At 38.3% G+C, this 13,346-nt stretch carries 11 protein-coding genes; 9 read left to right on the top strand and 2 right to left on the bottom strand.

Features of this window, described 5'->3' with window-relative positions; translation table 11 throughout:
- The first annotated feature begins 193 nt into the window (after positions 1 to 193).
- The 8 genes from JCM15074_RS16705 (at position 194) to JCM15074_RS22730 (ending at position 10,190) form a co-directional block, all read left to right on the top strand.
- Positions 194 to 2,266 carry a type VI secretion system Vgr family protein gene (locus JCM15074_RS16705; RefSeq protein WP_025822627.1) on the top strand — a complete coding sequence of 691 codons (2,073 nt, stop codon included), beginning with the start codon at positions 194 to 196 and terminating at the stop codon, positions 2,264 to 2,266.
- On the top strand, positions 2,263 to 2,817 hold the full coding sequence (locus tag JCM15074_RS16700) for a DUF4123 domain-containing protein (protein WP_025822625.1): 555 nt from the start codon (positions 2,263 to 2,265) through the stop codon (positions 2,815 to 2,817). The genes JCM15074_RS16705 and JCM15074_RS16700 overlap by 4 nt, the downstream gene beginning before the upstream one ends.
- A gap of 1 nt (position 2,818) precedes the next feature.
- Positions 2,819 to 6,727, top strand: a complete 3,909-nt coding sequence (locus JCM15074_RS16695) for a LysM peptidoglycan-binding domain-containing protein (protein ID WP_025822623.1) — start codon at positions 2,819 to 2,821, stop codon at positions 6,725 to 6,727.
- The gene (locus JCM15074_RS16690; RefSeq protein ID WP_025822621.1) at positions 6,717 to 7,736 is read left to right on the top strand and encodes a hypothetical protein; all 1,020 of its coding nucleotides are present in this window, start codon (positions 6,717 to 6,719) and stop codon (positions 7,734 to 7,736) included. The genes JCM15074_RS16695 and JCM15074_RS16690 overlap by 11 nt, the downstream gene beginning before the upstream one ends.
- A 264-nt stretch (positions 7,737 to 8,000) precedes the next feature.
- Positions 8,001 to 8,957, top strand: a complete 957-nt coding sequence (locus JCM15074_RS16685) for a PoNe immunity protein domain-containing protein (protein ID WP_025822619.1) — start codon at positions 8,001 to 8,003, stop codon at positions 8,955 to 8,957.
- Between the two features lie 163 nt (positions 8,958 to 9,120).
- Complete coding sequence (locus JCM15074_RS16680) at positions 9,121 to 9,498, top strand: thioredoxin family protein (RefSeq protein WP_025822617.1); 378 nt, start codon at positions 9,121 to 9,123, stop codon at positions 9,496 to 9,498.
- Entirely contained in the window at positions 9,499 to 9,762 is a 264-nt protein-coding gene (locus tag JCM15074_RS25315; RefSeq protein WP_267880196.1) for a cytochrome c biogenesis protein CcdA, read from the top strand.
- The gene (locus JCM15074_RS22730) at positions 9,762 to 10,190 is read left to right on the top strand and encodes a cytochrome c biogenesis CcdA family protein (RefSeq protein ID WP_267880195.1); all 429 of its coding nucleotides are present in this window, start codon (positions 9,762 to 9,764) and stop codon (positions 10,188 to 10,190) included. The genes JCM15074_RS25315 and JCM15074_RS22730 overlap by 1 nt, the downstream gene beginning before the upstream one ends.
- Positions 10,191 to 10,256: 66 nt before the next feature.
- Here JCM15074_RS22730 and JCM15074_RS16670 read toward each other — a convergent pair whose 3' ends face one another.
- Both JCM15074_RS16670 and JCM15074_RS16665 read right to left on the bottom strand, forming a co-directional pair.
- Positions 10,257 to 11,111: a BrxR family transcriptional regulator gene (locus JCM15074_RS16670; RefSeq protein ID WP_025822615.1), complete on the bottom strand. Its 855-nt coding sequence runs from the start codon at positions 11,109 to 11,111 to the stop codon at positions 10,257 to 10,259.
- 164 nt (positions 11,112 to 11,275) lie between these two features.
- Entirely contained in the window at positions 11,276 to 12,214 is a 939-nt protein-coding gene (locus tag JCM15074_RS16665) for a DNA replication terminus site-binding protein (RefSeq protein ID WP_025822613.1), read from the bottom strand.
- 347 nt (positions 12,215 to 12,561) lie between these two features.
- On the opposite strand from JCM15074_RS16665, the gene JCM15074_RS16660 reads away from it, so the two are divergent.
- Positions 12,562 to 13,272, top strand: coding sequence for a YIP1 family protein (locus JCM15074_RS16660; protein WP_025822612.1), 711 nt, complete (start codon positions 12,562 to 12,564; stop codon positions 13,270 to 13,272).
- Positions 13,273 to 13,346: the final 74 nt, after the last annotated feature.

Raw genomic sequence — 13,346 nt, 5'->3', positions numbered from 1 at the left:
TTGTTGCTTAGCGGGCAATTTTTTGCCCAAGATTAGGCGATATATTGCCTGTAAAACAAAACTATCAATAAAACTTCTTATTTATCAAATTAATAGCTATGGCTTGAAAATTGAATAACTAATTGAAAGTAATGCTTTCTGAGTTTGAACAATAAAGCTCAATGGATATAAATAACGATAATGAAGAGCGACTATGGATAGCCCAAGTGGATTACAATTTACGCTAACAATAGATGGCTTAACTGCTGATAAACTTGTCCTGATTGATTTTACTGGTGATGAAGGTTTATCAAGCTTATATAAATATCAAATCAATCTTGCCAGTCGAGATGAGACAATTAATGCGCAGCAAACAGTTGATAGACATGCTTGTTTAGCGATTTATCAAGATGGTGAGTTGCAGCATCAAGTGAGTGGCATTGTTAGTCAATTTACCAAAGGCGATAGTGGTCACCATTTTACTCGTTACCAATTAACACTTGTACCCGCCGCTGCAAGATTAGCACTGCGCCATAATAGCCGTATTTTTCAGCAGCAATCGGTTGCAGATATCATTAGTATTATTTTGCAAGAGATGCAAATTGATGATTATGGTTTTTCATTGTCTCGCAGTTTATCTAAACGTGAATACTGTGTGCAATATCGAGAAACCGATCTGGAATTTATTGAACGCTTAGCCGCAGAAGAAGGCATTTTTTACGCTTTTATCTATGAGCAAAACAAGCATACCATCGTATTTAGTGATGACAGCCAAACCTTAACAAAGCAGCCAATTCCCTATCCTTACAATGCAACCTCAGGTGGCGTAAGCAGTGAACCTTATATTCAACATTTACAGCTACACACTCAAATTGCGCCGTCAAATGTCAGCTTAAAAGATTACAGCTTTAAAAAGCCGCAATATAGTTTTTTAAGTCACAAACAAGGCGGTGAGATAGCTTATCAAGCGGGTGATTATGAGCATTTTGATGCCCCGGGTCGATACAAAGATGATGATGCTGGCAAAGCCATTAGCCAAGCAAGACTCGAGTATTTACGTCGAGACTCTATTGTCGCCACCGCTAATTCAAACATTATAGGTATACAAGCTGCTTCGTTATTTGATCTGATTGACCATAACCAAGATCATCTTAATCGAGATTGGTTTATTGCGTATTTTCAATGTGAAGGCAAGCAACCTCAGTCATTAGAAGAGGAAGGTGGGGAAGGTGCAACTACCTACAATAATACATTGACCTTGCTACCTGCACATAGACAATGGCGACCACAACCAAATGCCAAACCAAGAGTACACGGCCCGCAAATTGCGACCGTAGTGGGCCCTCAAGGTGAGGAGATATTTTGTGATGAATATGGTCGTGTAAAAGTACAGTTCCCGTGGGATCGTTATGGTAACAGTGATGATAAATCCAGCTGTTGGCTGCGAGTCAGTCATGATTGGGCGGGTGGCCAATATGGCATGCTAGCATTGCCACGGATTGGTCATGAAGTGATTGTTAGTTTTTTAGAGGGGGACCCCGATCAGCCCATTATTACCGGCCGAACCTATCACGCCGTCAATAACAGTCCGTATTCATTACCAGATAATAAAACTCGCACTGTAATTTGTAGTGAGACCCACCAAGGCCAAGGTTTTAATGAATTAAGTTTTGAAGATCAAGCAGGGCAAGAGCAAATATACTTACATGCGCAAAAAGATCTCAATTTGCTGGTACAACATGATCGCGCCGATCAAATATTGAATGATAAACATCTTGAAGTTGAACAACATCAGTTTAGTGAAATAAAAGTCAATGACTATGCCACGATCGATAAAGACAGCCGTGAACATATTAAAGCAGATAAATCACAAGTCACTGAGGCTAAACAGCATTTAAAGCAACAATCAGCCATGGTGCAAGCAGGTAGTGAAATTCATTTAAAAGCGGGCAGTAAAATTGTCATTGAAGCAGGGGCTGAGCTGACCTTAAAAGCAGGCAGTAGCTTTGCCAAAGTTGACCCTGCTGGCGTGCATCTATCTGGCGCTATAGTCAATATTAATTCAGGGGGGAGTGCCAGTCAGGGCAGTGAGTATGGCGGTAATAATCCCGCTTTGCCTTTTAATATATTGCAGCCTGAAATCTCCAATCCATTACCGTTACAACTCGCACCCGCAACCATGCAGATGTTGGCGGTGGCAAACATACCGCTAGTGCAATTATGTCAAAAACAAACCGATGGTAGCTGCCCATTAGCTGATTGTCCGTGTAGAGGGAAAAGCGAATGAGTGCTGCACAAATTCAGTCAATTTTAGATGAGTTTGCCCCAGCACAATTTGATTATTGGCTGATTGTCGATACAGTGCGCATACCTGATGCCTTTATTGAGTTAAATGAGGTGTTAACCATCATCGAGTCTAAGTCGTTATTTACGAACAGTGAGTTCGAACATTTACTAGATCAAAGTCCGTTAATGGTCAAAATAAAGGCAGATGAGGCAGCACTTAATGCATGGCTATACTTACCCGATTTTGCTAGCAGTTCTGTGGCCTTTGTCGTCGCAGCTCAAGATCAATCATCCTTAATTCATCATTTACAGCAATTATTATCGGTCAATATTAACGGTAAAAAGATGCTGTTCCGTTATTACACCAATGTGATTTGGCAACAAACCGCGACTCAACTGCTAGATGAAGATATTCAAACCATTTTAGGCCCTGCATCAGTATTAATTTGGGGCGATAAACAATTACAAGCTCAATCATTAACACGGCTGAGCTCACCAATTGACACTAATCAATACCACCTTATATCACCTATTTTTTTAGCATGGAGTTAATATGACGACGCATAAGATTAAAAAGGGTGAATGTTTAAGTATGATTGCTGAAAAATACGGTTTAGATATAAAGGTATTGGAGCAATTAAATAGCGATCAAATTAAAGACATTAATCTTATTTATGAAGGCAATGAACTAAAACTGCCTGATGAGATAGTGAATCCAATTGAGCTTGAAATTGATACACGAACGCAATTACCTGCAGCGCCGACTGAATGCGCCAATTTGCAAACGACCTGCTCGGTAGATAACGTGGATTATATTGATATTTTGTATATTCCTGCTCACCCCAAAACCGGCAAAAAAATGTGGCTTGCCATTACAGAGCAAACACAACAAGCAATTATGGCTGAAAAGGCAACATTGGCTGATGTGTATGTTAAGGACGATAAAATAGCCACGCTACAAAAATTATCCGACTTAAGTATTTTATCTAAATTTACCCGTAAGCCACATGATCAATTTTTAACTAAAACACAAAGCGATCGCTATCATGATTTACTACTGGCAAAGATAGTACTGCAATCTCAAGCAGAAGATTTTTATCAACACGGTGCTGATGATTTTGTCAAAACTTTAGCTGAACAAGAAGGTATTAACCTTGATGCTTGGTATCGTTATGAAAAGTATTGGCATATTTTAAATGAAACAATACGCAATTCGTTTACACCTGGTGTTGGAACTTATAATAATGCAGTTCTATTTTATGATTATGTAACGGATACAGAGAAAGTCCCATCTAAGAAAAAAATCTTGATGGGGCTTCATGCTGAATTAATTGAACATTTAGATGATGAAATCGTTAAATCAGAAAAATTGGCCGAAAAAATTGCCAAAAATCATAAAAGTGATGATGGTACTTATTTTGTGTATGACGAGAACTGTCGCTATTTCACTAGCACTAAACAAGTGGATATTAATGAATGGGTCAATAAATGGCATCAAGCGCGCTATAAAACCGATGTCGAAGTCGCCATTGATGATGTTGAAGATAATCAAAAATACTTAAAGGATGTTTGGGATGATGCGCTCAAAGAAGGTGCATCTGGTAAAAATATCCATTTTTCGAAGGATGGAGAAATTAGAGATAAGAGGTATTTGTTTGCCCACGCATTAATGATGATTAATCGTTTAGGTTATGTCACTAAAGAGCAATGTCTCACTGAAGCAGAGTTGATTGGCACAGAAGCTACTCACTGGGGGCCTGAGTGTTTAAACAAACAATATCCCGATTGGCGAAAATCAGATACCTTTTGGGGGACGGGAGCTAAGCCTAAAGCACTTGATTTTGTAAATAGTGATGATGATGAAAATATTGTTAATCAGATGTTTAAAGAATTGGGGGGTGGGCAAAATTTTAGCAATGATCACGCAAAAAATAAGATTACGGTAGAATCCCTATTAAATGAACAAGGTTTTGCCGATTGGAGTTTTTATACCTGCTTAGCACTAATTAAGGTGATTGATAAAACCTTCCATACCTTGCAAACAGAGCTAGCATCTGTGCTCGGCACTAAATACTCTCAACAAGGCGTAGAAAAAAACAATGCCGATAACGCGCCTAAGTTTTTACATAAATTAATTTGGGTTAAACAAGTCACGTTAGCGCGAATAGAAATATTAAAACAGCAGGCACATACCCGGGCTAAACAAGCGAACCTCAATTACATGATGCTTAAACAAGCTGAACAATTACCCCGTTACAGTTTGCTATGGGATGAAACACCCTATAAGCCTAAAGAAAAACGCTTAGGTAAACTGATTAATCAAGCGGGTGAACATGATTTACAAGTGGTCGAGTGTAGCTTGTTATCAGAAGGAGAGGTGTTCTGGATCAGAGGGCCAGCTTGGTATATGTCAACCGACTTGGTGACTAATCTTGGTCATGTAAAAGATATTACTCAAAAATTTGAAGCTGAGTTAATCAAGTCTACGTCTGAATCACCAGGTACTTCTCCCCAAAAAGTGCTGACTGATACATTAACTTCACTGGCAAAAGTGGAGAGTGAACTGTTCAACCTTTCTAAAACCGTTGCCAAATTTGACTCTATTTTTTGGCAAGATAATTATCACTGGCAAGGCGGCATAGGGCCTAATGGTCAATCAGCCTATGTCGTTAATGCTGGCGCACAATTTATGCGCTTTACCTCTGAATCATCAGGTATGTTGAACCAATCAACAAATTTAGTTGATAACTTTGCCACTAAAGTGGGTGTTGGCGGCGAAATTAAGGGGCAATTATCCATTTTAAGTGCACAAATGGATTTTGAGGTGTGGTTACCTTTTGTGGCTCACAATATCAATGCGACTAAACGCAAAGTGAAGGGCTATGCCTTAAGTATTCCTTATGAAATGACCGAGGCTGATAGCAATAAAACCCAAGTAAAAAAATATGATGCTGGAAATATTTGTGTGAATTTAAAAGGCAAAGTATATGGCATGGCGGGGGCCAGTTGTCAGTTAAGTACCAATGTTGCTTTTGGGCCAGCTGATACGGGTAACGAATTAGGTATCAGAGGCAGCAGTATTGCCATTGCTGATTATAATCAACAACCTAACCAGCAAGCTAAAGCCCGTTTGGTTGGTGCTACGTCAGAGATAAAAGGTGCTGCTGAGGCTAAAGCGGCCATTGATGTGTTTGCAGGGGTTGAAGCTGGTGGGGTGCTATCTTCCAGTGTCTATTGGCAAACCCCGCAAGTGACCTTGGCCCAAAACGAGCAAGAAGCTAAGCAAGGTGACACGCAAGAAGGCTCACAAAAGGGCCAAGCCCCAATAAGTAAAAATGATAACCCAATAACGGATTTATTATTGCTTGGCAGTCTCAGTGGTGAGTTTTCTGCCAGTTATGGGGCGGGATTTGGCGCTGAATTTAGGGTGACCTTTCAAGCGGGCTTTATTGTGATTGTAACAGCAGCCAGAGCCGTATTGGGCCCAGGTTGCAGTGGTAAAGTCGGTATTAAATTACATCATACTAATGCGGATCGATTTATAGGGTGCCTATTAGGCATATTGCAACAATCGGGATTTAAGCGTTTAGCCATATTCGGAGATGTCGATAAAAACGGGGTTAACCAAGACTTCATGATGCTGAACGATCTATTGTTGGTGGCAGTGTCGTTAGGCCTAACCCTAGGAGAAGTATTATTGTTCCCATTGGTGAGTTTATCTGAGTACAAAAAAGAGGTGTTGTCAGAAAAATATGCGCCGTTTTTGGCGAGGCGTATTACTGATACAGAAAAAGAGCAAGTGATGAAAGCATGGGTGACCACCATGCCACCTGAAACACTAGGGAATTTGTTTTTGTGTTTAATTCAAGAGCAATCCGTGGATGTTACTACAGATTATGCGCTCAATTACGCTAAATCCATTTATAGTAATGATGCTAGAGATGAGTTGAAAAAAGCCAGTGATCTTGTATTGGCAGATAATCAATTACAGATGAATGCAATATTACTGATGATGGGTTGGATCGCGCCTAGCAGTGATAAGGATCCATTAGCGGCGCAAAAATGCCGTCAATTTGAAAAAACCTTGATGAAAATGGGCACTGATATAGAAACTATTCCGGGAGCCACCCAGCAGTGGCAAATCTTTACCGAGAATTGGTTGAAGTTAAGGGATTTTGTCAATAAGTTTGATAACGAAGAAGATGAGTTCTTTAAAATTTTTGATAAACATTCAAAATTTCTTTGCAGAAACATGACGCGGTTTCACTATATTCAATACCAACGTATAACGGTGGGTATGGCTAAACAAGAGAGGTATATCAGCTATTACGCAGCTAAGGATGCTGAAAACCAAGAGATACCGCTCACCAAAGATGAGCACATTACTGCCCGTAATAATTTAAAACTCATCATTGAGCGTGTTAATGCCAAACAAGTGAATTGGAGTCACAATGATCAATAGAATAATTGCTGTTATCAGTATTTGTTGTCTGATGAGTGCGTGTGGCCCTTCTCGACATGACATAGAGTACCAAAAGTTAGAAACTTTTTTAGCCGCGAATCCTGTCTCTGAGCCCGTCACGCCGGTGAACATTGCCAGCCAATATTCTAAATTGGATAAATTGTATTTTGCGGTATTGGCCTATCAACAAGATAGATATGCTGATGCAAAAATATTACTTGCCCCTTATGTTGAGCAAAATGATGCAGATGCGCTTTTTTGGCATGCAAAAATTATTTATGCATCGAGTATCAAGAATACACCTATTGCTGCACGTATGTTATTGGAGTCGATAAAACAGGGCAATCCTTATGCCATGATGGCATTTTCACCTGAAGAGGCGATGTGTCAAAGATACTTCTCCAGTTATTGTGATGAAAAATATATTACGATGGCGCAGCAAATATTTGCAGAGCAAGCACAAACAACGGGTGATGTAAGAGCTGTCTATTACAGCAAGATGCTACCTGTAGATTACAGTGTTCGAGTCGACGCGATTATCGAAGCCGCCAATAATCATTATTACTATCCGCTATTTGATTATGCAAAACTGCTTTTTTACGATGCAAATCAATATGAACTTGAGTTAAGGATAAAACTCTTGACCTATTTAGCCCATCATAACTTCATTCCAGCGATTGATTCATTAAAGGGCCATTACTCTAAACAAGCTAGAGTATTGAAAACAAAAAAAAATAATGAGTATTATAAGTTAGTTGAGCAGGGGATGCGACTTGGTTCAAGAAAAGCATGGGCAAGTCATTATTTTAATGAAGAAGATAATAATGTCTCAAATTTTGATTTATACGTGATAGCACAAACCATATATTTATTATCCAAGAGTGATAGATATTTAAAATTTACATTGTCGTTACATGGAGAAGAAAAAATAAGAGCTGAAATACTCGCCCAACAAAACATAGATAACATGAATATGGTGCTTTATACCGACGCAGCCCATGCCAGATAGCAAAATTGATTGAGAGCCGTTATGAAATGTAATGGCTTTTTTTATATCAATAAATGAGGCTGTATCACTCTATTTAATACCAACGTACAACTGTGGGTATGGATAAACAAGAGAGGTATATCAGCTATTATTCAGGTCAGTAGATGTGGATTACTGTCTGGTTATACGCCTTTTGGGCAAGCTGAACATTATCAAAAATTAGAAGTTTTCTAGCTGTTACTTTATCTCTGAATCTAACGTAAATATTTCTAAATTGGAAAAAATATGAATAATTTCGAAATAAAGAAACGAGAACCATTATTAACAGAGGATGTTTTTAATGAGAAAACCATTAATTATTTTGAAGACACTATAAATGATATTGAATATTTCGAATTAATTGATAATTCAACGAAGCCGCTTATACATAGAAAGCGGATTAGTTGGACTGTTTTTAGTGAATATTTTGAAAAGACAATTCTTGATTACTCTGCGGGTTGCCCAATTTCTGAAGTTGTTCAGCGCATGCGCGATAGTTTAGCGTTTTATACAACCCATAAAGATAAATTCCCAAATGATGTTTTACAATATTGGGAACCTGATGCTTACCAATATTTACTATGGCTATACAGTTTGGCAGTGATGACCGGAGAGTCTCAACAAATAGTCTCAATTACGCGCTGGCTGGCAAAAAATAATATGGGAGATGATGATCCTTTACTCAGTATTTTACTTGCTCGCTTGGGGATTGAGGGATTACCAAGACAAGAAGAATTAGTTTTTCCCAACTCGTATAAACATTTATTTGATGCGATAAAAGGTGATGGTGTTAATCCAACCAAAGAAGAACGACAGCAAAGTCTCACTTTGTACCTAAAGGGTTGGTATAAAGGTATGAAGCATTGTTATTGGTACAACCGTCATAAAGGACGTTTCCCAACCTTTTTTGGCTATTGGGCATTTGAGGCTGGATTAGTGACGTTATTATATGATTTAGATGATAGCAGCTATCGACATATGTTGTATTACCCTGCAGATTTTGTAGATTATGCCCGAGCACAAGGCTACAACAAGATAAACTTTACAAAGCATCACATACTTTTTGCCGGTGATGAATGCCCTTGTGATGGTGTTTGGTGGGCTAATTTAAGCAATGACAAAGTGTTTCTTAAAAAAGGTGAGCGTATTCCTGCACCTGCTCAGAATAAAAATGAACATACCTATTTTTGGATTAACCAATAATATGAATTAAGTTGATGGTCAGTTAAGCTTTATTTATTAAGGTGTACTTTTGATAGTACACCTTAATTTTTATGTCATAAATTCCTACTTTCTCGGTCTTTTAATATAACGCTGCTAATTATGGCACGGTAAATCCCTGTTTATTAATTGAGTGAGGTTGTTTATGAAACAGTTATTATGGTCATTATTGTTAGTTTTCATGGTGAATATACAGGTATCTGCAGAGCCTTTTACCCAAGCGGCTTTTGAAAAGGCTATTGCAGAAAATCAGACCGTGCTAGTTGATATTTATGCTGATTGGTGCTCGACTTGTCGTAAGCAGCAACAAATATTAGCCGATTACTTTGCTGCCCATCCAGAGAGTAAGATTAAAAAATTCCAGCTTAATTTTGATACTCAAAAAGAGTGGGTAAGCTATTTTAAAGCGCCGCGCCAATCAACGTTTGTTGCGTACCAAGATGGTAAAAAAGTGTGGTTTGCAGTTGCTGAGACCAATAAAGAACGCATCTTTAATAAGTTACAGTCATTAGAGGTGAAATAAATGGAATTAACGGCGATCCCTTTAGCTTTTATTGCAGGGTTGCTGAGTATTCTCTCGCCTTGTGTATTACCTATGCTACCAGCGGTGACGGCAGCATCAATGAACAGTAATCGTGCTGGATTATTGAGTTTGGCATTAGGACTTAGTTTATCTTTTGCATTAGCCGGAACAGTACTGACTTTTGTATTATTAAGTCTAGGTATTTCCACTGAGTGGTTACGTTATTTCTCAATTACATTGATGATATTGATGGGCTTAGCTTAGTGATCCCTCAATTAAATGACAAGTTGTCATTTATGTTGTCTAGATTAACCAGTAACGCCGCAAGTCAGCAATGGCAGGGGGATTCTGTTGCGATGCAATTGGTTATTGGGGCATCACTTGGTTTAGTTTGGTTGCCTTGTGTGGGCCCTACATTAGGTACAGCAATTGCCTTAGCGTCGACAGGACAGAGTATTCCTTTAGCATTTATCGTGATGCTAACTTTTGGCTTTGGAACCGCCTTACCACTCATTATCATTGGGTATATGTCAGCGAAACAGTTCTCTAAAATAGGTAACATAGCGGCTAAGAGTAAATATATCCTCGGCATTACCCTTATTTTATTAGGGCTCGCTATTTTGACAGGAATTGATCGCGAGTTAGAGAAGTTGGCGTTATCTATTTTACCTGACTTTATAACTGAAATATAAAATGAATCTTTATAAATTTAAGCCCTTAACTTATAAAAGTTAAGGCTTTATACATTCCCAAGCTACCTAGGTATAATAAGCTGCTTGTTCCGGCTGCGGATTCAAATACAGTTGTAGTGCAGTACTGTTTTGTAACCATAGCTGATAAATCGAGCTGCGTTGATTTGCTTCGGTTGAACAATCTACATTCCAGCGTTTTAGAATATATTGCGCCAGTGCTATGCGAGTCTTGATCACTAATCTGCCTTGGCTCATACCGTAATCTAATTCTATGGCACTTGGATGGGCTATATTATGCGGGTGTGGCACCAGTTCAAGTTCTATTGTTTGCTGCCATTGCTGATCATATTGCTGATGTTGTTCATCAGTAATGATTTGCTCAGACAAGCTTGCACGAACAATTCGTGAGATGACGAAGTCTCTAAATTGCTGGCTCAAACAATCAAATGCTCGCACGTGTAAACGTAAGCCACTATCTGCAATGGCGTGTGGCACAATGGTGCGTTTAGTATTGCCAGTCGTTAATGAAACATATTCTATTTCTATCGCTTTATTATTCAGTAACGCACGACTAATACAGGCAAACACTTCAACATTGGGCATATTAAGTTGAGTGCAGCTTTGGTAGTTTAATCCCGTAGTATTAGTATCTTGATAAGCTAATTTGGCCAAAGCAGCTTTGGTGTCATGTACAAATAAGGGACGAAACTGGTTTGCTTGGTAATAACACTTTTGCTGATGATCGTAGACAAAATTTTGCGGTGCAGTATCACGGTATAAATTAATGTCTTGGGTAGCCGAAAAGAGTCCAAGCTTAAACTGTTGAACAATTTCTGCGCGGGTAAAGTGACCCTGAAACATTAATTTGAAATCAATAAATTTGAGTCGGTCTTGTTGTACAGAGGGGATGAAACTGTTCATTGAGTCCTGTATCTAAAAAGAAAAATGCGCGGCAGTATGCTTGATTTTAGATACTGCTGCAATTTGAGTTTGTTTAAATATTGCGCGTTCAAGGTGTTTTGTTATTCAAGTGCTGTATATATGACCAGTAACCCATGAGAAGTATCTACATAGGGGGTACTTTGTTAATTGTTATCGCTAACATACCAATGTTTTCTGGCGATTAATGGTTCAATATATTGGCTATTTGGCATTTTACTGGCTTGTTGTTGTTTGGCGTTATAACTAATAAGTGGACTCGCTAAATGTACTTCGCCAAATACGATAATGGGTAAACTTGCATTACGACATGCAATCTTTTTATTTTTACCTGTACCGAGTTTTGCTTGATAACAGTCATAATAGGGCTGGACTCGGGCAATCCTGCGTTCAACGATGCACTGTTTACTATTCAAACGAGCAATAAGATCGATCTCATGGTTAATTCGCTGCTCGCGCTGATTTTCGTCTAATTGTTCAAGTTCGAACTGCCTTGTTTTACGGCTTTCTTCTAACTCTTTTATGGCATCTATTTTGTTGAGTCGTCTGACTATTGGCCGTATTGACCAATAAAAGTAGATACTGAGATCTTGCTCTAATAGGTATATCGGCCTAATTAACTGTTGATACATGAGGTTAGGGAGCAGATCGTGTAACACTTGGTGTGCTGTTTGACGGTTTTTAAAACTGCTACGCACAAACTCTGCAAACGTTTGCTTTTGTTTATTAATTTCTTCTATTAATGCCTGTATTGGCTGTTGCTGATTTTTTGGAATAGCAATAACACCCGGGAATCGCTCTACGAGCCGAGTTGATTGATCTATTTCTGCTTTAAAACTGGTGAATGCGCGATACGTTTGCGCATCTTTAATTATCTCATCATCACCATCTTGGGTGACAAGTATCTTTTCGGGTAACGACTCATGAGCCGATACGCCAAATTTTGCAATACTAGGTAAATAGCGATAGCTAGTGTGCTCACATAATTGTTGTGCTAATTGGGTCGTTAACATGCTAATGCGGTGATAAGTTTGCTCTAGAAATGCAATAACGGCTTCTGGCTGTTGTTTATAGGTAATACTCATATTAATAGCCCATTAAAAATTGATAAACCAAAAGAGATTCAAATAGTTGTTATTACTATTTCAGATATGAGTAAGGCTGTCAATTCATTGATTTAATAAATATTATTTTACTACATACAGTCTATTTTCTATGTGTTTACTAATGAATTAAAGCAATATCTATACTGTTTTAAATAATCATTAATGTACTACTAATCTAGTTGTCTTTATAAATTTATGTGCTTATACAAACGGTGTTAGATAGCCGTGACCATTCATCAGTTATTTTGACCGCTTGTCATATATTGAGCATGTTTGTGTGTGGTTCAGTTAGCTTGTAATCAATCTTAATGATTAAGGAGTTACTGATGACAACTCATGCATCTCGTTACAGCGCTTTAATTGACGTATATCTTAGGCCCAAAAGTATTTTTTCTGAGTTGACTCAATACCGACAAGTCGGCTGGTTGGCGTTGGCGGTATTAGCTTTATTTGTTGCAGGCATTAATTACTTTTTTGTAGATGGTATGTCATTACATTGGTTAGTTGAGCAACAAATGATGCAAATGAATGACTTAAACATGAATGAGCGCAAGGCTACTGCAAATATGCTAGTTGAACTTGCACCCAATATGGCGCTGATTACATTGTTAAGCAGTGCGGTATTTATTGTCGTGATTGTGGCGCTTAATGGGCTATACCTGTATGGATTAAGTCAGTTTAAAATTTTATCTTCTAGCTATCAATATCAGGATTGGTTTGCTTTTAGTATTTGGTGTTTTATGCCTTTAGCAATTAATGCATTGGGCTTGTTTATATTCGTATTAATGGCACCAAGTCCAGACGTGTCTCTGTTACTGGCCGATTATGCATCGTTAAATCAACTATTTTTAGGACTGCAACCACAATCTTCATTTTTTGAATTAACGCAAACAATTAACCTGTTTTATTTGTGGGTGATTGCTATCACTAGCATAGGCATCAAGCAATGTTGTCAGGTCGATATCATTAAAGCTGTATTTATTGCCTCACTTCCCTATGTATTGCTATTTAGTGTTTGGTTTGTATTAGCCATATAGGAGCGGGTAATGAAAATATTTTCAATAAGTTGCATTAAAGCGGCTTATTTATCACTATGGCTATTTTGCATTTT

The sequence above is a fragment of the Shewanella marina JCM 15074 genome (genome assembly GCF_000614975.1).
Classification (GTDB): Bacteria; Pseudomonadota; Gammaproteobacteria; order Enterobacterales; family Shewanellaceae; genus Shewanella; species Shewanella marina.
The sequence above is the reverse complement of the archived record's forward strand: the minus strand, read 5'-3'. Positions and strand labels throughout refer to the sequence as shown.